Source organism: Clostridium sp. UBA4548 (genome assembly GCF_002387895.1).
Lineage (GTDB): Bacteria > Bacillota > Clostridia > Clostridiales > Clostridiaceae > Clostridium_J.
Window position 1 is genome coordinate 77,169 of sequence record NZ_DGLI01000002.1, and the last position, 25,178, is coordinate 102,346.

Here is a 25,178-nt window from a genome sequence, read left to right on the forward strand (position 1 = left end):
ATCGTCTATTCCACTTGCTCATTAGCATCAACAACGAATTCTTCAATTTTTCCTTCTTTAATTAGTCTATCTAAAGTCTTATTAATTGCTTCAATAAAGGCCTCATCACCTTTTTTAACAGCTACTGCAGAACCTTGCTCGCCTTCTTCAACTTTAAAAGTACTTTCAGTTATAGCTAAATCCTTGTTTTTTTCCACATAAAACTTTGCAACTGGTACTTCAACTACTATAGCATCTACTTTTTTATTTTTAAGCTCTAAAACCAAATCTGTAACCTTTCCAAGACCTTTTACATTTGCTCCCTCAATTTGAGTTTTAGCAAGTTCCTCTTGGATTGCTCCTTTTTGTGCCCCAATTTCTTTTCCTTTTAAATCAGCTAAAGTTCTATACTTATCTTTATCTTCTGCTCTTACAATTACAGCATGCTGAGCTGTATAATAAATTTTTGAAAAATCTACACTTTGCTTTCTTTCTTCTGTAGGATTCATTCCTGCAAGGACCATATCAACTTTTCCAGTTTTAAGAGCTGCTATAAGTCCATCAAATTTCATATCATTTATTTCTAACTCAACACCTAAATCTTTGGCTATTTCCTGAGCAATATTTACATCAAAACCTATGATTGTATCTTTTCCTTCTATTTCTTTGTGAAACTCATAAGGTGGATAATCTGCACTTGTTCCAATAACTAATTTTTTTGCTTCTTTCACTTTATCTAAAGTTGTTGCTATAACTTGTTTATTTGAAGTTTCTTTACTAGTATCTTCGCCTCTACTCTTACCACAACCTACAAAGGATAAACCTATAACTCCTGCTAAAACACCAACTGCTAATTTTTTAAATAAATTTTTTTTCATTTTCTTGACCTCCTGTAAGTTTTTGTTTTCCATGTGTATAATTATACATCCGTCACTTATAATTATGCAAGTATTTTTTATAGAATTTATTTTATTATTTTTAGAAACACTTTAAAACTTAGTAGGACAGCCATTTTAACCATTTTGAAAACGTTTATATATTTCTTCAATCTTTATAACTATGCATAATATACAGAATTTGTGCATAAATCTGAATATTGAAACTCAATTATAAGGGTAAAACTCCACCTATTATAGAAAAATTCACTCCAATATGTAATTGTATAATACAGCATGTTGTTTATCTAAAAGCTATAAATATCCTCAGTAGCAAAATACCCATAATAAATAAAATAAAAACTAGCCTTGTTCCTTGACCTTCTTCATAAAAGTCACTGGAATAGACTAGTTTTAAAATGGGTTATCAATATACTTTCACTTACTTCTATTTACTATATATTTTTATTTACTCCAATTTGCTGTTAAAATCAGCTACATATTCTTTCTTATCTCATTATAAACTTCTTCAAGGGTTACCTTATTCTTCTTAGCAAGTTCCTTACAGCAATCATACTCACCCTTAAACTTTATAACCTGACCATTAAGGATTCCTCTCTTCACCGTAGCTTCACCATACTTGGTGCTAACTTTTATGAAATCTCTCTTTAGCATCACCTTTTGCACTTCATATTTTCTTATTCCAAAGGTGGTGGTTTCACGAAGTAAAACTTCTTCTACTTCTCCTTGAAGCTTATGAGGTGTAAGCACCGTAAGCTTTTGAGCTGGTCTTCCCTTTTTCATGATTATTGGAGTTAGGTAAACATCCTTAGCACCTAGTCTAAACAGTTTTTCAAAGATGTAATCATAAAATTCACTGTTCATATCATCAATATTACACTCAGTTATGATTTCTCTTTCTTCTTCATAATCTGAAGAACTTGAAGTTTCTTCATAATGTCCAAGGTAAACTCTAAGCACATTAGGTATTTCTGTATCTCGATTTCCAACCCCGTAGGCTACCTTATCTATGATAAAATCTATATCCTTTACAAACTTATCTACAACTACCTTTAAAATTGCCGCTCCTGTAGGAGTCGTAGTTTCAAAAGGTACAGCTCCCTTTGTCACTGGCACTCCCTTTAAAATTTCTGAAGTTGCTGGAGCTGGAACTGGCATAAGTCCGTGGGCACACTTTACAAAGCCACCTCCAACCTCTATTGGAGAACCTAAAATTCTATCAACCTTTAGATAATCAAGACAAATAGCACCTCCAACAATATCGACTATTGAATCTGTAGCTCCTACCTCATGGAAATGTACTTCATAAATTGGTTTCCCATGAACCTTTGCTTCAGCTTCTGCCACCTGTTTAAAAATATCTATACTTAGCCTTTTTACATTTTCCTTTAGCTCACTTTTATTAATAAGCTCTTCAATGACATATAGGTTTCTGTGTTCATGATGATGAGAATGGCTTCCTTCATTGCTATGACTGTGATCATGTGTATGCGTCTCACCTTCATGGATATGTTCATAGTCATGGTTATGCTTATTCAGGTGGTGATTATGTTCTCCATGACAGTGGTTCTTCTCATCCTTGTGACTCTCCTTATTCTTCTCATGAATATGATCATTACTATGATGCTGATGTAAATGTGCAACTTCCTTATGATTATATTCCTCATGAGATGCATCTTGATTTCCATGACTATGATGTTCATGGTCTTGTGATTGATTAAGGAGAATAACATCAACCTTAGTTCCTGTTATTCCTTTTCTTGCATCCTTTTTAATTTTTATTTCATATTCATGACTTAGACCAAGCTTCTTAAGTTCTTCAATTAAATAATTGCTATCCACCCCTAAATCAATCATAGCCCCTAGATGCATATCTCCACTAATCCCCGAAAAAGTATCGTAATATAAAACCTTCATTGTACTTCCTACCTTTCACCCTATAAGTTCCTCATTTTTATTAATGCTTCTAATATTGCTAAATCCTCTTTAGTAGTTATCTTTAAATTTAGTTTATCCCCTTGCACTAAATATACCTGCCCACTTAAACGAAATACTAACTGACAATCATCAGTAGCATCCTCCACATTATTCTTCACTGCAAAGTCATGAGCCTGTGAAATAACCTGAAACTTAAAACTTTGAGGTGTTTGTGCCATAAAAAGTTCTTTTCTCACTGGTACTTCTGTAATTACATTTCCATCCTTACTTCGCACAATAGTATCTGTAGCAGCAATCACTGTGTTTACTGCACCAAACTCCTTTGCCTTAGCTATGTTATCTGTAATAATTCTATGAGATACTAAAGGCCTAGCCCCATCATGTATAAGCACAATATCTTCGCCCTGTACCTCGCTACTTATTGCCTTTAACCCATTACGAACGGATTCCTGCCTTGTAGGGCCTCCTTCTGCTATCCACATAACTTTTTTCAGCTCATACTTTTCTATTAATTTCTTAATATTATCCTTCCATTCCTTTAAGCAAACAACTGCTATAGCCTGGATATCCTCATGGGTTTCAAAGCTTTCTAAAGTATGTATAATTATAGGTTTATCATTAACTTCTGTAAATTGCTTAGGCTCACTTGTAGCCCCCATTCTTGTTCCTTTTCCACCTGCTAAAACAATAGCTATATTCATGTTAGTCCTCCAATTATTGTTTGTTTTAATACTATTTCTGCAACTTTAGTTATAATTCCTTCTATTTTAATATAGTCTTTCTAATATTTACTTTTTTTTATTCATATGGAAAAGAGCCATACACACCGTATGGCTCTAAAAACTATAAGTTTTACAAAAACTCCTCTAACCCCTTCTGGTCCTTCAATACATTAAGAAGGTGTTTAATTTCTTGGTCTTTTGACTTATCCATCACAAGAATAACATCCCCAGCGTCAACAACAACCAAATCTTTTACTCCAAATCCAATAATAAGCTTTTTATCACCAAATACAGAACAATTTTCACTTCCTTCTAGATACACATTACCGGAAATGTCATTTCCCCTGTAATTTGATAAAAATCTTGAAAGTGCAGCAAAAGTTCCTATATCATCCCATGTAAATTCACATTTTATCACATAGGCTTTTCTGGTTTTCTGCATAATACCGAAATCAACAGATATGCCATCGATTATTTCATACTGTTCCTTGATAACTTCATTTTCACATTCTTCACCAATGTGCATATAAATCTCACTAATAGATTTATGCATCTTTGGTAAATATCTTTGCATTTCTCTTAAGAACACATCTGCTCTCCAAACCAAAATACTATCCACCTTCATAATATAAAATCCACTACTTATTACTTGCAAAGTTGAATATATATAAATAAACCAATTATTCTGGAGGATTTATGCCTAATCAATACACTAAAATCCAACTCCAGTTAGAAATTGAGAAACCAAAGGATATAGAACCTTTACAAAAGGAATTTACTAAGGCATACTTTTCAATGATTAAGAATTGCCTACCTAAAAACAAGGCCATTATTGATGAACTAATAAATAAAATTTATAAAGAGTTTGGAGATTAGAAAGAGGGATTTTATGAAGGCAGCTATTTATGCAAGAAAGTCTAAACTCACTGAAAAAGGAGATTCCATTGAAAATCAAATAAAACTTTGCAAAGATTATCTTTCCCATATGCCTATAGAAGAAATTTTTATTTATAAAGATGAAGGTTTTTCTGGCAAAAATACAGATAGACCTGGATTCACCCAAATGATAGAAGATGCAAAAAAACAAAAATTTAATATACTTGTATGCTATAAGCTAGACAGAATTAGCAGAAATGTAGCAGACTTTTCTGCTCTAACTAAAGATCTTGAAACCCTTGGCATATCATTCATTTCAGTTAATGAACAATTCGACACCTCCTCTGCCATGGGTCGGGCCATGATGTATATCGCTAGTGTGTTTTCTCAATTAGAAAGAGAAACCATTTCATCCAGGGTAAGAGATAATATGTATGCTTTAGCTGAAGCAGGCAAATGGCTTGGAGGCACTCCCCCTACTGGCTACAAAACTGAAAGACTAAAGCTAAAGGATACCACTGGCAAGGATAGATCCTTCTGTATTTTAGTCCCAATACCAGAGGAATTGGAGTTAGTAAAACTTATATATGAGAAATACTTGGAAGTTAAGAGTATGAGTAAGGTGGAAAAGTATCTGATATGCAATGATATTAAAACAAAAAATAATAAAAATTGGTCACTGGCTTCCATAAACTCAGTTCTTACAGCTCCTGTTTATGTAAAAGCTGATAGCAAGGTTATACAATACCTAAAATCTATAGGAATAAAGGTCAACGGTAAGCCTAATGGTAATCATGGTATATTAACCTATAAAAAACGCAAAGGAAAAAGTGGATCTAATAGAGTGAAAGATACCTGCCAATGGATAGCCTCTGTATCCTTTCATGAAGGTATAATACCAGCTGATAAGTGGATAAAGGTTCAAGAAATTATAACTTTGAATAAAGATAAAGCTCCAGCATTGGGTTCAAGTGGAGAAGCCCTTCTCAGCGGGATTATTAAGTGTAGTAATTGTGGTAGTCCAATGAGAGTAGCCTATGGTAAGCAATATGCTACTAGTGGAAGAAAAAAATACTATTACATGTGTACTTTAAAATGTAAATCAAGGAAAATCAAATGTGCAAACAGTAACATTAACGGTACAGATTTAGATGCATTAATCCTTGAAGAATTAAAAAAATTAACCTTAGATAAAAGTACTCTAATAGAGGAATTAAAAAAGTATAAACACGAACTAGAAACTGCTACAGAAAATCTAGTGGTAAAAAAGCTTAACATTTCAATTAGTAAAAATGAAGAAATGGTAGATAACTTATTGAATAACTTAAGCTTAACAAAAGATATAGAAACAGCAACTATACTTTTGAATAAAATTAGCCACTTGAAAACCGAAAATAAAGCTCTAAGAAATAAAATTAATAAGCTTGAATCTCAAAGCATACCTGAAAAAAATTCCCTAAATAATTTAGAAGAAATAGAAAATACTTTTATAGATTTATTTATATTCTCCTCTTCTGCCTCTGTTTCCGAAAAAAGAAAACTACTATCCTCTATAATCCATACAGTCTATGCAAATGGGGACACAGGCAAAATCTTAATAAAATTTAAAGGAGTAGAACCAGAATAAGGCTCTACTCCCTTTATAAATCTTCTTATTTATCAGTTATTCTCTAATAGCAAATTCCTTAGGCTCTGGCAATGTAAGCATTACCCAGAAAAGGAAGGATAAAATTTGAACTTCAAATATATTGTAAAACATACCTAAAAATCCTAATATTAAACATGCTAATACTTTTAATTTGTTTTGTCTATGATTGATAATTATGGAAAACAAAAATAAAATATAAACTAAAGTACCTACGATCCCAGTTTCAACTAGCACTTTAATATACTCATTATCTGCATAAAAACCTTCTATGATTCCATATTTTCCATACTGCTCAGGGGTAATAATTAAACTTGCTGCATCTCCATAAGTTCCGAATCCTGTACCTAATATTGGATTTTCTTTAAATATTGCTATTCCCTTTGTCACTGAAAATATCCTACCATCAGTTTTGCTCTTTGAAATTATTTCTGGAGTTGATAGTTCAGTAAATCTATTTACTGCAGAGCTTTTCGTCTTAGTATTTACTTGTGTATTAATCTTTTTGTTTATATTTGCAGCAAACTTAGGATAGTGTACACTGAGTGTATTTACTATAAATACAACAGCTATGGCCATTACAATACTTATAGCAAAGTTTCTTGCCACAAGCTTTTTGTCAACAATAAATACACATATTAAAACAAAACCCCCTAGGGCTATCATACTGCTCCTAGATGCGGTTAATGCAATAGTAGCAAGAGTCATCACGTAGAAAGCTTTATTTACTTTTAAGGACAAGACCCCCTGCAGGTAAAAAATTATCATAATTGAAAATAGCAAATATGCTCCAAAGGTGTTTGGATTGTTGAACATTCCATAAACTCTAAGGTAATTGTCTGCATAAATAATTGATTTAATCCAAGCTGATGGGAATAACAGAGTCTTACTTGTAATCTTTTCTATAAAAGATAGAGAAGAAAGTATAATAGCATTATAAATAATCACTTTTGAAAAAATCCTGTAAAATTTATTATCTAATCTAGTATGCCTAAGCATGAAGTAAACTATATAGTAAATAAATATACTTCTTGTCTCTATTATATAAGACTTTATTCCTACATTATTTATAAATATTGTACTTATAAATGCTAATATTAAAAATCCTGCATAGAAAATATCAGTTAAGTTCAGCTTTATTCTAAATCTACTTTTAACCATGTATAAAGCAAAAGTAATCAAAATCATAATATCTGGTATTACTTTTACCTTTGGGCTTGTAAAAGTAGAAATTACTTCTCTGTAAGGAATAAATACCACCAAAAAAACTAATAAAAAGCTAAGTAATTTTTCATATATTAAAGATATATTCTTAAGACTCACAAAAACAACTCCTTATCTCTAACTAATTTATGACCTTTTCAAATTGTTGTAAGTTATGTACATTTTATACTATAATTAATCCTAATTCTATACCCATTATTTAAGTATACCTCTAAATTACTTACTTATCCAGTAAGTTTTTGGCAAAAACCCTATGAATTTATAAACATATCGGGATATATCTACTAATTTATCACTACCATCTTGGCACCAATTAGATTAAAATATAAATTATTTTTAGATAGCATTTTTATAAGGAGTCCATCTGCTCTCCATATGAACATACCAGAATTCCAAAGGTAGGTACCCTTTAAAAGAAAATCCTTAGCTACTTCCACATTAGGCTTCTCAGTAAACCTAGCTACCTTAAAAGTAGAAATAGGACCTCCTATAGGATCCCCCATCTCAATATATCCATAACCTGTTTCAGGTCTATTAGGGGCAATTCCTATAGTCACTAGTCCTCTTCTCTTCTCTGCTAGTTCTATAGCATGGTGCAGCGTATCTAAGAATTGTTTTTCACCCTCAATATAGTGATCTGAAGGTAGCACTACCATCACCGCATCCTTGTCCTTCTTTAAAAGCTTCACTGCTGAAAGCCCTATACAAGTTGCAGTTTCCTTATTGCTTGGTTCAACAAAGACGTTATCTTTATTTATCTCTGGAAGTTCTTCATGTATCTTATCTACATACTCTTGATTGGTTACAACAAAGATATTCTCTTTATTAATTAACGGTTTTATGCGATCAACTGTGTTTCTTAAGAAGCTTTTGCTATTATATGCCTTTAAAAATTGCTTGGGATTATTAGCTCTTGATAAGGGATATAGCCTTGTTCCTTTCCCTCCAGCCAGTATTACTGCATACAACAAAACTATCACCTTTAATCATTGCTTAATCCTATATTATGATAATTACACAAATATGGTGAAGATAATTTAATATTTTTCTTTCGATAATTACTATTAATATCTATTTTACCTAAATCATTGAATAGGTGCTAAACTTAGAAACTATTGTAACTTTATGAGGAAATATTAAATGCAAAGCCTTTACTTTCCAAGGTTGGCATGAAGTAAATGTTGATATTTAACGAAGTATTTGTTTTTTTTTATATTAATCTGTTGTATAATTGATGTTGTATTTATAAATTCACATACCTACTATTAAAACTTAGGAGGATAAATAATGGAATTAAAAGAGTATTTTGATATACTGATAAAAAGATTAAAATTAATTATTATAATTACCTTATGTTCAACCATAGTAAGCAGCTTAGTAAGTGTATTTTTAATAAAACCAACTTACAAAGCTGATATATCTGTAATAATTAATCAATCTAAATCAGAAAGTTCACCTAGTTCCCAAACTTATAATGACATAATGATGTATCAAAAAATGGTGAAAACCTATGCAGAATTTGCAAAATCTAGGGTAGTTGCCGAGCACGTTATTAAAAGCTTAAACCTTGATTTAAAGGTTGGTCAATTGCAAGGAATGCTTACAGTAACACCTAAAGGTGATACTGAATTCCTAAACTTGTCAATTACAGCCCTAAATCCAAAGCTCGCTCAGGATATAACTAATCAATATGCCAAATCCTTAAAGGCAGTAAGTAATGATGTGAAAAAAGTGGACAACGTTCAACTTCTTGATGAAGCATTACTTCCTCAAGGAAAAGCTAGCCCACGAGTATCACTTAATATAGCTATAGCCTTCTTTTTAGGTCTTATGGCTTCAGTGGGACTTTCATTTTTATTAGAGTACTTAGATAATACAGTTAAGTCTAAAGAGGACATAGAGAGGCTATCTGACATCCCTGTAATTGGGTTACTACCTTTTGACGATATCCTTGCCTCAGGAAAGGGTCAACAACTAGTAACTTATGCTAATCCAAAATCTAGTACTGCAGAGGCTTATAGAACTTTGAGAACTAATATCCAATTTTCTTCTCTTGATACAGAGCTTACTAGCTTAGTATTTACTTCTACTAAACCTGGTGAAGGAAAGTCAACTATTATTTCAAACATAGCAATTACAATGGCTCAAAGTGGAAAGAAAGTTTTGTTATTAGACTGTGACCTTAGAAAACCAACTATTCACAAAAAATTTGGTGCCTCTAATTCTAAAGGGTTAACTAATATACTATTGAAAGATAAGAAATTTGAAGAATGTGTTATTGTAACTAAGCAAGAAAACTTACACGTGGTAACCAGTGGACCTATTCCTCCAAATCCTTCAGAGCTACTTGGTAGTAATAAGTTCAAAATATTATTAAGACATCTATCTTCTATATATGACATAATATTAATAGATGCTCCACCTATTTTAATTGTAACTGATGCGCAAGTCCTTTCATCAGTATGTGATGGAACAGTAATATTAACTTCTTATGGAGAAACTGAAAAAGAAGCCTTGATGGAAGGAAAATCTCTTCTTACAAAGGTTAATTCAAATATTTTGGGTGCTGTACTTAATAAAATACCAGAAGGTGGTAAGGGTAGTTACTACAATCAATACTATTCGCATGGATATGGAGATCAATATGGTGACGATGATGAAGCCACAGATAATGAGGCAATTTAGAAATGAAGCAATATAAATAGGAGAGTGATACTATGATAGACTTTCATAGTCATATTCTTCCTGGTATAGATGACGGTTCAAAGCATATTGATATGTCAATGGATATGCTGAAATTATCTATTAGTGAGGGAGTTGAACACATATGCGCAACTCCCCATTTTATACCTGAAGAACATGAAATTAACAAAGAAACTTACTTTGAAAAGTTAAACGAACTAAAAAACAGCAAGGTTGCAGAACAAATCAATATAGTTAGTGGACTTGAGGTATACATTAACCCTACAGTTCCTGAATTATACGAGTCGGGGAGCATATGGTGTTTAAATAATAAAAAATATATGTTACTTGAATTACCTATGAATCAGTTTCCTATATATACTGAAGATGTATTTTATGAATTAAGACTACAAGGAGTAACCCCAATTCTTGCCCATCCTGAGCGAAATCTTGAAATTATGAAAGATGAAGCTTTACTGGAAAACTTAATAAACCAAGGGGCACTAGCCCAGTTAAATAGTGGTAGCTTAAGAGGTAGGTACGGGGATAAAGTGCAAGCTTTTGCAAAAAACCTTGTTAACAAGAACTTAATTCATGTCCTTGGCAGTGATGGACATAACATCTCTGTAAGAAAGCCTAAAATAAAGGAAAGCTTTGAAATTGTAGAGAAACTTAATGCAGCCCTTTATAATAGTATTATTATTAATGAGAAGAAAATACTCCAAGGGGAAGATATAGAAGTACTTCCAATTAAGGATTACAAAGGAAAGAAATCCTTTAGCTTTTTTAATATATTTAAGAAAAAATAATCTAAAATTTTATGAAAGAAGATGATTTGTATGAAAAAAAGAACTAAAATCATTCTTGGCATTGTAGCTTTTCTTTTAGTTACAGTTTTATCCTTTTCACTTTACACAGTGTCCACCTTAAATAAAATAGCCAAAGTAGATCTTCCAAAGGAAGATTTAGGTATAGATAAAGAAGTTCAAGCTAAAATTGAGGATAAAAAAATTACTAACATAGTCCTATTTGGAATAGACCAAGTTGGCGACAATCCTGGAAGATCTGATTCTATTATTATTGCTACCTTCGATGAAACTCATAACAAGTTAAAATTAACTTCTATTATGAGAGATTCTTATGTTAATATTCCTGGTCGCGGTTACGATAAGATAAACCACGCTTATGCTTTTGGTCGTGCCCCATTAGCTATTAAAACAATAAACCAAAATTTTGGGTTAAACATTGATAACTATGCTAAAATTAATTTTGACAATATGGAGCATCTTATAGATGCCATTGGCGGAGTAAAAATGGAAATAAAAGACTTTGAAATTCCTGGAGTATCCTCTGTAGGAATAACTAAAGCTGGAGTTTATAACTTAAATGGTAAGCAAGCCTTAGCTTATTCCCGTATCAGAAAAGTTGATGGTGATTCAGAAAGAACCGAAAGGCAAAGAAACGTGCTTACAGCAATGTTTAACAAACTTTCCTCTATTGGACCCACAGAACTTCCTTCTGTGATGAATAAACTTCTGCCTTATGTTGAGACCAGTTTAGGTAATGGTGATATCATAAACCTAGGGTTAAAAGTTTTAAAATCTGGAATAAAAAATATAGAACAAGAGAGATTCCCTTTAGAGAACCTGAGTAAGGGAGAAAAAATAAACGGAATATATTACTTAACCTTTGATGAGAAATCTACTAAAGACCAAATCTATAAATATATTTTTGAGGATATAAAACCTGTCCAATAATTATGTTTTAATAGTAACTATCTCTTATTATTGAAAACTCTATAAGAATATAAAAAAGAAGCTCAAGTTTAAAAAGTTGAGCTTCTTTTTTTATATTTTACTATGTTTAGCAAGAATCATTTCATATTCTTTAGTTGTAAGAGGTTCCAAAATGGTTTTTTTGAAAATCAATCCCTCTTCTCTTTTTGTAGCATAAAAGGTACTATCTGTTCCTACCTTATATTTTTTTGTAGCCTCATTCTTAGAGATTATGTACTTTTTTCCGTTATAATCTTTTCCCTCAAAATAGTTATTATTATCTTTAATTATAACGCATCTTAAGAGATATAAATCATCCAATGTAATATTTAATTCCACAGTATTATTTGCCCCCTATAAATATATAATTTTAGTTTATAATTTATATTTATGTAACAAGTTTTCTATCATATCCTTATACAACAATAAAATTAGTCCATGAAACCTATTAATTTTTATTTTGAATGTTAAACTTATACTAATTACTTTGTATATAAGTTAAAAATCTTGTAACTTTTTAGTATTATTACCATCTTTATTGAAACCTAATTTTTAACCATATTAAAACTGTGTCTAAAATCATTATTATTATATCATATAAGCTTCTAATAGGCTATATTAGTTTTTAATTTTTCTGATTTTCTTAATATTATAAAATACGGAGAAAATAAAAAAAGATATTGGGGTATATTAAATACACCAATATCTTTACATTTTATTAGGTGCTCTTTTGCATAACTCTAGTCCATAAATAAAGCTTAACTTTTAGCCATCTTCACTAAAGTGGCTCCATTACAAAAGGCGTAACCAAGTGCTTTTAAACACCCTTAAAATTTATTTCTCTTATTACTTTATGCAATGATCTATATAGCTTGATACAGACTTTTCAATAATTGAAAGATTATTAGCTACCTGCTCTAAAGTTTTTCCAACAGCAGCTACATAAATCTTCATTTTAGGTTCTGTTCCAGAAGGACGAATCACAAACCAAGAACCATCATTTAATACAAACTTTAACACATTGGATTTGGGAAGATTAATTCTTTCTTCATCACCATTGGACAAATCTTTCGCTACACTTAACTTGTAGTCTATTTTCTTTACAACTGTATACTTATCTATATTAGTTATATCTGTATTTCTTAAATAATCGATGGTAGAAGCAATTTTTTCTTGCCCTTCTTTACCCTTTAGCTCAATAGAAATTAAGCTTTCCTTAAAATAACCAAACTCATTATATAAATCCATAAGAGCTTCATAAAGTGTCTTTCCCATAGATTTGTAGTATAAAGTCATCTCGCAAACAAGCATTGCTGCTATAACTGCATCCTTATCCCTGACAAAATGTCCGCTTAAGTAGCCATAACTCTCCTCAAAACCAAACAAAAACTCATTAGTTTTTGTTTTCTCAAAGTTTCCAATTAACTCTCCAATATACTTAAACCCAGTTAAAACTTCCATAACTTCTATTCCATACTTATCCGCAATAGGCTTAATCATATCCGTAGAAACTATGGTTTTAATTATAGCTCCGTTGGCTGGAAGCTGCTGATTTTCTTTTAATGCAGAAATAATATAGTGTGAAAGCAACGCTCCTACTTGATTACCTGTTAAAACCTTATATTCTCCCTGTCCCTGTTGTACTACTGCACCAATTCTATCACAATCAGGATCTGTTCCAATAATTATATCTGGCTTAAACTCCTCAGCCATAGCTAAAGCCAGTTTAAACACCTTAGGATCTTCTGGGTTTGGATAAGGTGCCGTTGGAAAGTCTCCATCTGGCAATTCTTGTTCCTTAACCACCCTTAAATTTTCATAGCCAAGTTCCTTTAATACTCTTCTTACAGGTATATTCCCACTACCATGAAGTGGAGTGTAGATTATCTTTAAATTCTTTGCATTTTTCTTAACTAACTCTTTTCTAATAGTTAAAGCCTTCGCCTTCTCTAGGTAAGTTGAATAGATTTCCTCACCAACATATTTCAATAAATTTTTATTCTTACATTGTTCAAGGGAAATAGAAGTTACTTCTTCAAATGAATTCACAGCATTTACACAGTCTAACACGTCTCCAGCAGCCTTATCTGTAAGCTGACCCCCATCCTCTCCATAGACCTTATATCCATTATATTGCTTCGGGTTATGAGATGCTGTAATAACTATTCCTGCGTTACATCCTAAAAGCCTTACTGCATAGGATAAAATAGGTGTTGGTGTTAGGGTTTCAAATAAGTAAGTTTTTATGTTGTTCCCACATAAGGTTCTTGCTGCATATTCTGCAAACTCACTTGACATATGGCGAGAATCATAGGCAATTGCCACTGAGGGATTTTCAAACTTATCGTTTAAATAATTACTTAATCCTTGTGTTGCCTTACCAATAGTATAGATATTAAGTCTATTAGACCCTGCACCAATTACCCCTCTAAGTCCACCAGTACCAAACTCTAAATCTTTATAAAACCTATCTTCAATTTCCTTTTCATCCTCTAGATTTCCAAGTTCATTTTTAGTGTTTTCATCTATCACCGATGACTCTAACCACAACTTATACTTATCCTTATAATTCATAATATCCTCCTTAAACTAACTTAAGAAATTTAATCTCATTATCTAATTTATAGTTAATTTGCTATTCACTTATAAATAATATTCTCTATTATTATACTACAACCTTACCCTCTACCCAATATATTTATTCCTTCTAAACCTCTTATTGGTATTAGCACTTACAACACTGAAAATCAGAACCTGAGTTAAGCTCCCACTAAAATCTATAAGCACATCCTTCACTTGAGATCCCCGTCCTTCAATAAAGCTTTGAAGAAATTCATCACCAGTAGCTACCAAGATGCAAATTAATAGAACTAAAGAAACATTTAATTTCTTATTGTAAAATTTACTATAAGTGCTGGCAACTAAAAAAGATAGAATAAAATATTCCGTGAAATGTGCAGTTTTTCTAACAGCATAATGGACTTTATCAATTTGAGTTTCAGTTAAGCTGAGTTTTTCAACTATAACATCAACAATCTTTAGACTTGTTCTCGCTGACTCATCTCCTGGTTTTGAGGACATATAAAATATCATTGAAATCCACATTACTGTAAGGATTAAAAGTACATACTTTTTAATATGAATCACCTCTTTTTCTACGGCTCAAGCTTTCCATAAATAAATTCATGGAGCTTATTCTTATTAGTTTCTAAATCTATAGTCATTACAAACATACCCTGTACTACTTCATCCTTATAAGCATCATTTACAGGAAGTCTAAATTCCTCTATAGAATTAGTATCAAGTCCCATTAAAGTAGTTCCAAGTCCTATGATATCTTTATTTGAAAGACTTGTTTCCACATAAGGTAGTATATCCGTCATAGCTCCTAAGGCTTTTAAAGCTCCTTGCCCTTTTAATTCCTTGAACACATAGTTTAAGACTTCTCTTTGCCTTGCGGTTCTTCCAAAATCTCTTCCTACTTTTCTTATCCTTGTATAGGCCATGGCTTGTGGTCCATTTAACTTTTGAGCCCCTGTTTTAGTTACATTCTTAAAGTCTTCATAATTTCTTTCTTTTGCCATCTGTTGGGCTGCACTATTAATATGAGGTATCTCCTCAGCCTCCACATTAATCTCAACTCCACCTACTAAATCAACTAAGTGAATAAAGCCATCCATGTTTACAGCCACATAATCCTGAACATCTAATCCAAAATTAGAATTAATAGTCTTAATGGCAAGCTCTGATCCGCCCTTCATAAAGGCATGATTTAATATCCCCATCCCCTGTCCAGGTAAATCTATGTACATATCTCTTAATAGGGATGTAAGTTTCACCTTTTTATTTACCTTATCAATGGTTAGTACCATAATACTATCAGTTCTTTCATCACTACCATCTCTCCCAAAGAGAGCAATATTAATTATATCCTTATCTTTATACTTTTCCTTTTCAACTACCGTTTCTTCTGAAATTCCTAGTGAATCCTTTCCATTAGGTAGTTCTGTCTTTTTTATTTTTCCTAAAATACTATTTGCATAAAGTGTTCCCCCTACTACTAATAATAAAATAATGGAAACAATTACTGCAATTGTTATCTTTACACCCTTCTTCACCTTATTCCCCCATTTCTCTTTAGCCTAGCTTAAGCAGCTAGTAAAATTACTCTATTTATATTATATACCACCTTTAATATTTAACAAGAAAAACTACTAATACCCTTGTTAAGGCTTAGTAGCTTCATTAATAACTTTTATTAAATTTATTTCCTTTTATATATTATTGACGCAACTAAGGCTGTAATAGGTACTGTAAGCACAATTCCTATACTCCCTGCTAAACCTTGTATCAATTCTGTTCCTAACACATCTAAATTCAACAGTTGCACTGATGGCATATTAGCTGACATAAGAAGCAATATTAATGTTAGGGATCCTCCTACAAATGCTAAGATCAAGGTATTACACATAGTTCCAATCATATCTTGTCCAATATTTATACCGCTTTTAAACAATTCTCTAGGAGTAAGCTTTTTATTTACACAGTGAACCTCAAAAATAGCAGATGCAATAGACATTCCCATGTCCATTACCGCCCCTAAAGAAGCAATTAGTATAGCAGCAAACATAAGCCCCTGCACTTTTAACCCGCTATTTTCAGCTATATATAATACACTTTCAGCATTTTCAAGAGTCAAGCCGGAAAGGTGAGCTAAGTTCCCAGCAACAAAAGAAACTACTCCTGCCACAAAAACTCCTGCAGTGGTACCTATCATAGCTACCAAAGTTTTTCTGCTGTATCCATTAATTAAGTATAAGGTTACAAAAACAACAATTACTGCTGTGGTTGTGGCTGCTATCACGGGGCTTACCCCTCTAAACATAAGGGGAATCATAAGATATACTATTGTAATTAAAGTAAAAATTAAGGATACTATGGATTTTAATCCTTTCATCTTCCCTACTAGGAGAACTAATAAAAATAATAAAATAACTAGTCCATAAATCACAACATTTCTTTTGTAGGTGTAAATTGCTACTTCTTGTATGTTATCTCCATCCAGGAAAATCCCTGCAACCACCTTAGTGTTTTCCTTAACCTTAATGTTATACAATCTGCTAATAGAGTTTCTTACTTTAAAGTTTTGCCCCTTAAATTTTCCACTAGTAATTTCAAGGGTAACATCTTGATATCCTACCTGAATATCTTTTAGTTTTGCTTCTGGTTGGAGCTTATTCATATCCACACTCCTAACCACAGCTTCTTCATAGATTAGATTTCTTTGAGTATTGTTTATAATAAACTTACTTTTATGTATAAAAGGTGATATGAATACTATTAATATACTTAATAATATCACTACTATTATAGCTATATAGTCACTGTACTTTCTCATAGTTAAGCACCCCATCTCTATATTTGCAAAGGTACTCGGAGAAATTCCCCAAGTACCTTATTAAACCAGTAAACTTCATCATCTAAACTTCTTTTAAAGAAATCCTAGGTTTTCTCTCTAAATGTTGGGACATTTATTTTTTAAAATTAGTTAGAAAATGACTTTATTTCTTTTGCCTATAGCCTTTGAAGAGAAGTTTGAGCTTTTCTCAAAACAAGAAGCTATTCCTCAGCAAAATATAGTTGAATATTAATGACTTATTTTTTTCTTAGAAGTAAAACTCCTAAAGCAGATATCGCTACACCAAATACAAGAAGATTTGATGCTCCAATAGGCGCCCCAGCTTGTGGAATACTTGAAACTGCTTCAGTTTGCTCTAAAGCAAAATAGTCACTGCAATGATCTAAGGTTATCACAGCATAGCCCTCTGAATCTACCTTAACATCACTTTGAACCTTCTCATAAGTGCCCTTTCCTGGGAAATACCTAAAGAAAGTTACAGTTTTATTAGCCCATTCCTTGCCCATGAATACCTTAATATCAGCTTTCCCTGGAAGTTCGCCATCATATTTAAAGGATAACATAAACACAGGAGCATCCTTATATAATATTTTCTCTACTAACTTATTAATATTTCCTTTTAAAGTATCATCTACAGTTTTTAGAGCTAAATCAATATCCATTGCCTTGTCAATATCCTTACCTTTAAAGGTCCAAGTTACATTTCCTACCTTAAAGGTAACAACCTTATCTGTGCCTTTTAAGTTATCAAATACAGCTTTCTCCACAATAGTATTTTTAGACGCATCGACAAGGATGTCTTTTTTATCCTTGTCCTTAATAGCATTAACAACTTCTTCAGTTGTATTAGTTACTGGATTTTCAACATTGCCTCCATTGTCATTTCCACCATTATTATTGCCATTTCCATTGTCACTTCCATTAGCAACTTTAACAATTTCATCTGTATTTCTAACTCTTAATCTATTTCCTTCTGGGTCCTGTGAGCCGAGACCTACAGCTGAAACAGTATCACCAACCTTAATTGATGGATCCCACTTTCCTTTAGCACTTTCATCTTTTCCATTCCAAATATATCCCTCAACGTAAGCTCTAGCTTCTATTCCAGAGTCATCAACAATATAAAGATTTTGGCCTTCAATTCTACTAACCTTACCTTCTACCTTTATAAGTAATCCCTCATTTTCATGAAGCATACTTTCTTTAGTTGAAAGTTTCTTTGGTTCTATTGGTTTTATGGTTTCATCCAAAACAACTAAATCCTTAGCCTCATCATTGATAGCTATTTCATAATCACCTTGGTAATCATCCACATAACCAGTAATTCTTACCTTTTGACCAACTTTTACTGCAGTTTGAGAAACCCCAAACACAGTGATTCCCCCAGTAGTATCTTGAACATAAATTACTTCAAAAAATGCATTCTTAGGCTGAACAGCTTCTGATTGTGCTGTTACAATACCTTCAATAGCAAATTTCTTTCCCTTTAAATCTGGAACCTCACCAGTGCCTTTTCTAACTTCAGCAATGGTTTTAAGTTCAGCTTGTGGAGCTGGAGCCATCCACTTAATAACATTTTCAGTTAATGGTACATTAGTATACATGTCATCCCCAGTTACTTCAAAGTCAGAGAAGAAGGTTGTACCAGCAACAATTATCTTTGCACCACTTGTTAACTGTTCTGCGCCAATTAATCCAACCTTTCCTTTTGCTACAGCTACATTATCCCCAGCTTTGTCAGCATCAGAGCTTTCTGTAGTTTCATGACTTAGCACCAAGAAATCAACCTTAGAATTATCGGCACCTTCTTTAAGTACTACTGAAGATCCACTATAGAAACTATACTTACTTCCATCTTCAATGCTCTTAGTTAATCCAAACCTATCTTTATTATACTTAGTAAACATAAGCCTAAATGCTTGTCCTTCATTAGTTGTATTATCTACAACCTGGTCATCATTTACTCTCATATTAGTTCCTATTGCTTCAAGAACTCTATTGGATTGTATTCCATTGCTAAAGTCTCCTGTACCATCACCATAGTCTGCCTTTGTAGTTAAAATTACATTTCCACCCTTCTCAGTAAATCTCTTAATAACAGCAATTTCTGAATCAGAGTATGTGGCAGCCTTTAAATTGTACTTAGAATCATCTTTACTTTGTGGATCGGTTAAAACTAATAGGGAAGTATCTGCAAGAACTTCATCTGTAATTTCTTTTTCATTAATTACAACTCTTGCCCCATTTTTCATTAACATATCCTTAAAACCGTCAATTTTATTTGCATAGTTTCCAGTTACATATTGATTGTAATGTGCACCATCAATGACAACTTTAACTATCTCCTCTTTATTTAAAACCTTCAGCTTAACACTTGCTGTAGAAACCTTATCTGTACCATTCACGTTAACTGTTGCCCTAGCATAAATTGTGTATTCTCCAACTCTGTTAAATTTATAGGATTGAACAGTAGTAACTAACTTAGTTGGCTCTAAAGAAGCCGCCACTAGCTCTCCTATTTTATTTTTCTCAGTAGTATCATTTAAAAAATACTCAACTTTAACATTACTATAAGCTTTTGAATCATTATTAAATAAGGTTGCAGTAAAGTTTACCTCCTCATTTGGAAATGCAACTTCAGAAGAAGTCTGTACTGAGGAAATTCCTACTGCCACTGTATCTGCAGTCCATACTGGAGCAGTTACAGCAATATCTTTATCCTTCTGATCTATTCTTACATAATAATAGGTATAAGCATTATCTAACTGAAAATCCCAATTTACTTCGTTGTCAGTAAAAGTCTTTGAAGCAACTACAGCTCCTCCATTGGCAATGATAGATACTTTTGAAATCATATCTTCATCATCTGGGTCTATAATGTTAACTTTGAAATTAAGCTTGTCAGCTCCTATGATATTACTTCCCATTGGCATTTCATTAACAGTATAGCTAACTCTTAAGTTACTATCTTCTGTTGCATAAACCTTCATCTCTCTCATAGATTGATATAGGGAATCTCTATCTAAAGCTGGTGCATCAATAACCGTTCTTGCAGTATTAGAGGTAATCCAATTACGCTTATGATTATCTTGGTTGTTTGTAGGCGCTAGGTGCCAGCCTTTGTCTAAAGCTCTTGTATAATACTCATAACTTGGGAAATACCCTGATCCTCTAACTGGACCTTCTCCATTACCAACCTCTATTAAAGAAACTAATTGATCTGTTGCCTTGCTATAGAAACCAAAATCACCAAAATCGCCAAAGGTCTTACCTGGGTGGTTTAACTGGCTTATGCCTTCTGGTGCCATTTGTAATTGATTATAATAGTTTTTAAGATCCATTGACTTATTAGTTCTAGTTTCAAAACCAGGTGTGTTGAAAGTATTAATATGACCCCATCCACCAGTAGAACCAGACCAAGTCATTTCATAGCCATACATAGCTGTAAATTCATTATCTTTATTATACTTATCAGCAGTTGCATGAGCATTTGTCCATTTCGTACTTGCAGAACCATCTAAAATATTTGCCTTAACATCATTATCAAACCAGTTTGAATGGTCTGTTATGGCAATATAGTCTGCATTTCCTTTATCTCTTGCCCACTGATAAGCTTCATCTAAAGTACCAGTACCATCAGATATATCCGTATGAGCATGAAGCTGCCCAAAATAAAGTTCACTACTTACTTTGCCAACATTAAAGGCCCACTGCTTACTAGTCTCATTGCCTACTGTATCCTTAAGTAAAACCTTTACATTGTGACTTCCTTCTGGTAAATCAACTTCTGGTACATAAGAAACCTTACTTTCTGTAACTGTCGCTCTACTTGTTACATCCTTTTCATCAAAAATAAGTTTTATAGTAGTAACATCAACTCCTGTTACATCTTGGAAGGCTGCCGAAATTTCAGGTCTTCTATTCGCTTGTGTTGACCCACTAACAGGTTTCACATCCACAATAGCTGGTCCCTGAATATCAGCTTTTTCTTTAACTGTTACTTGACAAGTTGCTTTTACTTTAGGATTAGCCTTTGAAGCTATAGTAATTGTTGCAGTTCCAGCCTTAACAGCAGTAACTGTTCCATTAGCTACAGTAGCAACCTGTGGTGAATCACTTGTCCAGATAACCTCCTTTTCAGTGGTGTTTTCTGGTGTATAAGTAACCCCTAATAAGGATGTAGTACCAACTTCTAAGTCTAGCTTATCTTGTACCTTAAGCCCTGTAACTGGAACTCCCCCTGGTACTTGTCCACTAGTTTTAGTTATCCTAACGTCATCAAAAGCTATATTACCAGTTCCTTTCGTAAAAGTAAATCTTACCTTTGTAGTTCCTGGCGCTAAGCTAAACTCTTTTGTAGTAGCTACATCACTTGTCCCAGGTATTTCTTCTAGTTTAGTCCAATTACTGTTTATTAATGACTCAACTAAAAGTTTAGATGTTGAATCTGGTTTAGTTCCATTCCCCTTCATCCAAAAACTTAATTTACCACCAGTTGGTAAACTAAATTCCTTTGTTGTAACTTTAAAATCTGTCTTCTCAAATTTTAAAGATGGAGATGCCTTACCGTAATTCCCTGAAGAAGTATACACACTTTTTGCAGTGAAGTTTTCAATCAACCACCCTTCAGGCGATTTTCCTGGAAAATCATTAAAGCCTTCAAAAAAAACTTCTTCACCAGCTGCATAAACTGGCAATATTGGTTGCAATACCATGGAAAATACCATTGCAAGCACAACAATCCAGCTTAATGCCTTTTTTTGTTTAACGATAGCCATTAAACTTTTCCCCCTTCTTTTTATTTTTTATGCAGAGCTCCGCCGTAAAAAACTCTACATTGTATGAATTAAGTTATAATGTTTTATTTTAAACTTAATCCATGCAATATAAGTTTATCATAGAATTTATGGAATATTAATACTTTTTTGTATATTCTAAATATATTATAACAATATTTTACTTATCCTTAAATTGTCTTTAACAACAGTTAGTTTTTATTTACCATTTATTTATTTTCCTAAAAATCTTTCTACATAGAATATTATGTACTATAATGTATTTATAAGGTTAATCCTATTTACTACAAATATATGAGGTGAAAATATGACAGATTTTGAAATGCTGTTTCCTGATGAGAGGAATGCACATATAAATGAGCCAATCTTAAGACAATCTCAATTAATAATGCTTAGAATACTAAAAATTGTAGATTACATTTGCAAAGAAAATAATATAGATTACTGGTTAGACTCAGGAACACTTTTAGGTGCAGTTAGACACGGGGGATTTATTCCCTGGGATGATGATATAGACATTGCTATGCCAAGAGAGCATTATGATAGGTTTATTAAAATTATTTCAGATAAACTTCCAGAGGATTTGTATTTTAAATCCTATGATACTCCTGAAACTTCAAAGCATACTTGGGGAAATGTAATAGATAAAAAATCCCGTATAATCGAAAAAGGGGCTGAGGATCAACTTAGCGGTCTTTATATCGATATTTTCCCTTTTGATAGCTATAGTGATAATTTTTTTAAAAGAAACTTCTATGAGAAGTTGCATAAACACCTTTTCATAAAGTCCTTTTTAGTTAATGCCCCTTTGAAGAAACCCTTCTTTAAAGGTAGTAATTTCCCTAAAAATATAATTAGACTCCTTAGCAGAGCCACAATTATATTTTCCATACTGAACCACAAGAAAATTTATAATTTAAGTTTAAAAACAAGAGAAAAAAGAATTGCCACAATGAAAAACAATCCTAAAACAAATTATGGCTATGGAACAGATATTCTAAATTGGGACAAGGTGTATAAAGCTGAAGTTATTTATCCCTTAAAAAAAATGAAGTTTGAAGATGGGGAATTCTTAGTACCAAATAATTGCCATAGTTTTTTAACTACTCAATATGGTAGTAGTTATATGACACCACCCCCTGAATACAATAGATACTCTCATTGTGAAAATGTTAAGCCAATTGCTTCAAAGGAAGAAATTGATGAGTTAGATAAAATGTTAAAGGCACTACATTAAAAAGTAGTGCCTTTTCTATATGTTATTTAATGTCTAATGTAATAACTTATGGATAAGAATATCAACAATTTGTTTGCAGGCAGTACCATCCCCATAAGGATTACTTGCCTTACTCATCTTTTCATACTCTTCTTTATTATTTAATAGCTCCTTAAAAGTAGCATATATGGTTTCTTCCTCTGTACCAACTAACTTTAAGGTACCTGCTGCAATCCCCTCTGGTCTTTCTGTTGTATCTCTCATAACCAGCACTGGTTTTCCTAGGGATGGCGCTTCCTCTTGAATTCCACCACTATCAGTTAATATCATATAAGAACGATTTAAGAAGTTATGAAAGTCAATGACTTCAAGAGGTTCAATAATATTAATTCTATCTTGATTTCCAAAAACCTCAGCTGCGGCTTCTCTAACTAGAGGATTCATGTGAATTGGGTAAATAACTCTAATATCCTCATGCTCATCAACAATCCTTTTAATTGCTCTAAACATATTTCTTAAAGGTTCACCTAAATTTTCTCTTCTGTGGGCTGTAAGCATAATTAATCTATCATTTCCAAGCCAATCAAAGAGCTCATGATTATAATCTGCCTTTACAGTTGTTTTTAAGGCATCAATGGCTGTATTTCCTGTAACATAAACAGTTTCTGGTTTCTTACCTTCCTTCAACAAGTTCTCTTTGGATACTTCAGTTGGAGCAAAATTAAAAGTTGATATAATCCCTGTAGCCTGTCTGTTAAATTCTTCTGGAAATGGAGAGTATATGTTGTAGGTTCTAAGACCTGCTTCCACATGGCCAACTGGAATTTGCATATAAAAACATGCTAGTGAGGTAACAAAAGTTGTTGAAGTATCTCCATGAACTAAAACTACATCTGGCTTAACTTCCTCCAGTATAGCTCTCATCTTTTCTAGAATATTCACTGTTACGTCAAACAGAGTCTGTTTATCTTTCATAATAGAAAGGTCATAATCTGGTACTACTTCAAATGCATTTAAAACTTGATCTAACATCTGTCTGTGTTGTCCTGTTACACAAACTACTGTGTCAAGTTCACTTCTCCTCTTTAGCTCTTTAACTAAAGGACACATCTTAATTGCTTCAGGTCTAGTTCCAAAGACCACCATTATCTTCTTCATACTTATTCTCCTAACTAAATTGTATTCTTATTGCCATAATGCAATTGTTATACAAATTCTTCAGCAATATTTTTACATAAAAGTTTCTATTAAAAAACTCATTATCTACTAATATTATACACCTTTTTCTTACTTAATGTATCTGTGGTTGTTTATAAATCTTAATTAGTCTTCATATCCGTTAGGATTGCTTTCTTGCCATTTCCAAGAATCTCTACACATATCCTCAAGATTCCTTTCAGCCTTCCAATTTAACTCTTTAAGAGTCTTAGTGGCATCTGCATAACAAGTAGCAATATCCCCCGGTCTTCTGTCGGTTGTTACATAAGGTATTTTTCTACCTGTAGCTTTTTCAAAGTTATTAGCCACATCTAAAGCACTATAACCTATTCCTGTACCTAAATTATAGGCTTCAACACCAGTACAGTTCATAACCTTTTCTATAGCCACAGGCGTTGCCTTTGCAACCCACCCTTGAATAGTTGATTTTGATATGCCATATTCACGGTTTAACTCAGCTAAACTCTTACCAGAGTTATAAAGCGCTACTATTGTATTTTTGAAGTCGTCAGTATATCTTGTTATCTTCTTTGTCATTTTGTAGGCACTTCCTTCCTCTTAACTTTATTTTAAGTTGTTCGGATTTCTGTGTCTACAAAATTATACTAACATCAACATCAAAAGCTTCAAGTACTTGATCAAGCATTTAACGATGCTGTCCAGTAACACAAACTATAGTTTTAATATTTTTTCGTGTCTTCAGTTTTTTTACCAGAGGACACATTTTTATTACCTCTGGTCGTGTACCAAAGACGAGCATTACTTTTTTCATTTAAGGTCTCACATTTCTTA

At 32.6% G+C, this 25,178-nt stretch carries 18 protein-coding genes and 3 pseudogenes; 6 read left to right on the forward strand and 15 right to left on the reverse strand.

What is annotated here, in order from left to right:
- Positions 1–5: 5 nt before the first annotated feature.
- From B3040_RS01565 to B3040_RS01580, 4 genes and pseudogenes are all read right to left on the reverse strand, one after another.
- Positions 6–857: an ABC transporter substrate-binding protein gene (locus tag B3040_RS01565; RefSeq protein ID WP_291569531.1), complete on the reverse strand. Its 852-nt coding sequence runs from the start codon at positions 855–857 to the stop codon at positions 6–8.
- Positions 858–1,349: 492 nt separating this feature from the next.
- A complete protein-coding gene (gene larC, locus B3040_RS01570) occupies positions 1,350–2,792 on the reverse strand; it encodes a nickel pincer cofactor biosynthesis protein LarC (RefSeq protein WP_291569533.1) in 1,443 nt (480 codons plus the stop codon).
- A gap of 20 nt (positions 2,793–2,812) precedes the next feature.
- Positions 2,813–3,514 carry a 2-C-methyl-D-erythritol 4-phosphate cytidylyltransferase gene (gene ispD, locus B3040_RS01575; protein WP_291569536.1) on the reverse strand — a complete coding sequence of 234 codons (702 nt, stop codon included), beginning with the start codon at positions 3,512–3,514 and terminating at the stop codon, positions 2,813–2,815.
- A 151-nt stretch (positions 3,515–3,665) separates the two neighbouring features.
- A pseudogene (locus B3040_RS01580) lies at positions 3,666–4,145 on the reverse strand (mannose-1-phosphate guanylyltransferase); the annotation flags it as partial.
- Between the two features lie 86 nt (positions 4,146–4,231).
- Here B3040_RS01580 and B3040_RS01585 point away from each other — a divergent pair.
- Both B3040_RS01585 and B3040_RS01590 read left to right on the forward strand, forming a co-directional pair.
- Entirely contained in the window at positions 4,232–4,411 is a 180-nt protein-coding gene (locus tag B3040_RS01585) for a hypothetical protein (RefSeq protein WP_291569537.1), read from the forward strand.
- A 13-nt stretch (positions 4,412–4,424) separates the two neighbouring features.
- A complete protein-coding gene (locus tag B3040_RS01590) occupies positions 4,425–6,038 on the forward strand; it encodes a recombinase family protein (RefSeq protein WP_291569539.1) in 1,614 nt (537 codons plus the stop codon).
- A 36-nt stretch (positions 6,039–6,074) separates the two neighbouring features.
- Here B3040_RS01590 and B3040_RS01595 read toward each other — a convergent pair whose 3' ends face one another.
- On the reverse strand, positions 6,075–7,379 hold the full coding sequence (locus B3040_RS01595) for an O-antigen ligase family protein (protein ID WP_291569541.1): 1,305 nt from the start codon (positions 7,377–7,379) through the stop codon (positions 6,075–6,077).
- A 254-nt stretch (positions 7,380–7,633) separates the two neighbouring features.
- Positions 7,634–8,251: pseudogene (locus tag B3040_RS01600) on the reverse strand (mannose-1-phosphate guanylyltransferase); the annotation flags it as partial.
- Between the two features lie 316 nt (positions 8,252–8,567).
- Between B3040_RS01600 and B3040_RS01605 the strand changes: the two are divergent.
- From B3040_RS01605 to B3040_RS01615, 3 genes are read left to right on the forward strand one after another with little or no spacing between them, the layout of a single operon-like run.
- Positions 8,568–9,965, forward strand: a complete 1,398-nt coding sequence (locus B3040_RS01605; RefSeq protein ID WP_291569545.1) for a polysaccharide biosynthesis tyrosine autokinase — start codon at positions 8,568–8,570, stop codon at positions 9,963–9,965.
- Between the two features lie 32 nt (positions 9,966–9,997).
- Entirely contained in the window at positions 9,998–10,771 is a 774-nt protein-coding gene (locus tag B3040_RS01610) for a tyrosine-protein phosphatase (protein WP_291569547.1), read from the forward strand.
- 30 nt (positions 10,772–10,801) lie between these two features.
- On the forward strand, positions 10,802–11,719 hold the full coding sequence (locus B3040_RS01615; RefSeq protein ID WP_291569549.1) for an LCP family protein: 918 nt from the start codon (positions 10,802–10,804) through the stop codon (positions 11,717–11,719).
- Positions 11,720–11,809: 90 nt separating this feature from the next.
- Here the strand turns inward: B3040_RS01615 and B3040_RS01620 are convergent, their stop codons facing one another.
- The 6 genes from B3040_RS01620 to B3040_RS01645 all read right to left on the reverse strand — a co-directional run bounded on the left by B3040_RS01620 (position 11,810) and on the right by B3040_RS01645 (position 21,934).
- The gene (locus B3040_RS01620) at positions 11,810–12,076 is read right to left on the reverse strand and encodes a hypothetical protein (RefSeq protein WP_291569551.1); all 267 of its coding nucleotides are present in this window, start codon (positions 12,074–12,076) and stop codon (positions 11,810–11,812) included.
- 507 nt (positions 12,077–12,583) lie between these two features.
- Complete coding sequence (locus tag B3040_RS01625) at positions 12,584–14,311, reverse strand: phospho-sugar mutase (RefSeq protein ID WP_291569553.1); 1,728 nt, start codon at positions 14,309–14,311, stop codon at positions 12,584–12,586.
- Positions 14,312–14,422: 111 nt separating this feature from the next.
- Positions 14,423–14,884 (reverse strand): VanZ family protein, encoded by a 462-nt coding sequence (locus B3040_RS01630; RefSeq protein ID WP_291569555.1) that lies wholly within the window; start codon positions 14,882–14,884, stop codon positions 14,423–14,425.
- Between the two features lie 8 nt (positions 14,885–14,892).
- Positions 14,893–15,855, reverse strand: a complete 963-nt coding sequence (locus B3040_RS01635) for an LCP family protein (protein WP_291569557.1) — start codon at positions 15,853–15,855, stop codon at positions 14,893–14,895.
- Between the two features lie 146 nt (positions 15,856–16,001).
- Positions 16,002–17,135, reverse strand: coding sequence for a YibE/F family protein (locus tag B3040_RS01640; RefSeq protein WP_291569559.1), 1,134 nt, complete (start codon positions 17,133–17,135; stop codon positions 16,002–16,004).
- 257 nt (positions 17,136–17,392) lie between these two features.
- A complete protein-coding gene (locus tag B3040_RS01645; protein WP_291569561.1) occupies positions 17,393–21,934 on the reverse strand; it encodes a CehA/McbA family metallohydrolase in 4,542 nt (1,513 codons plus the stop codon).
- A gap of 325 nt (positions 21,935–22,259) precedes the next feature.
- Here B3040_RS01645 and B3040_RS01650 point away from each other — a divergent pair, with 325 nt between their 5' ends.
- The gene (locus B3040_RS01650) at positions 22,260–23,189 is read left to right on the forward strand and encodes a LicD family protein (RefSeq protein WP_291569563.1); all 930 of its coding nucleotides are present in this window, start codon (positions 22,260–22,262) and stop codon (positions 23,187–23,189) included.
- A gap of 33 nt (positions 23,190–23,222) precedes the next feature.
- Here B3040_RS01650 and wecB read toward each other — a convergent pair whose 3' ends face one another.
- The 3 genes and pseudogenes from wecB to B3040_RS01670 form a co-directional block, all read right to left on the reverse strand.
- Positions 23,223–24,326: a non-hydrolyzing UDP-N-acetylglucosamine 2-epimerase gene (wecB, locus tag B3040_RS01655; protein ID WP_291569564.1), complete on the reverse strand. Its 1,104-nt coding sequence runs from the start codon at positions 24,324–24,326 to the stop codon at positions 23,223–23,225.
- A gap of 165 nt (positions 24,327–24,491) precedes the next feature.
- Complete coding sequence (locus tag B3040_RS01660) at positions 24,492–24,923, reverse strand: transposase (protein ID WP_349679156.1); 432 nt, start codon at positions 24,921–24,923, stop codon at positions 24,492–24,494.
- Positions 24,924–25,035: 112 nt separating this feature from the next.
- Positions 25,036–25,158: pseudogene (locus B3040_RS01670) on the reverse strand (UDP-N-acetylglucosamine 2-epimerase (non-hydrolyzing)); the annotation flags it as partial.
- Between the last annotated feature and the right edge of the window lie 20 nt (positions 25,159–25,178).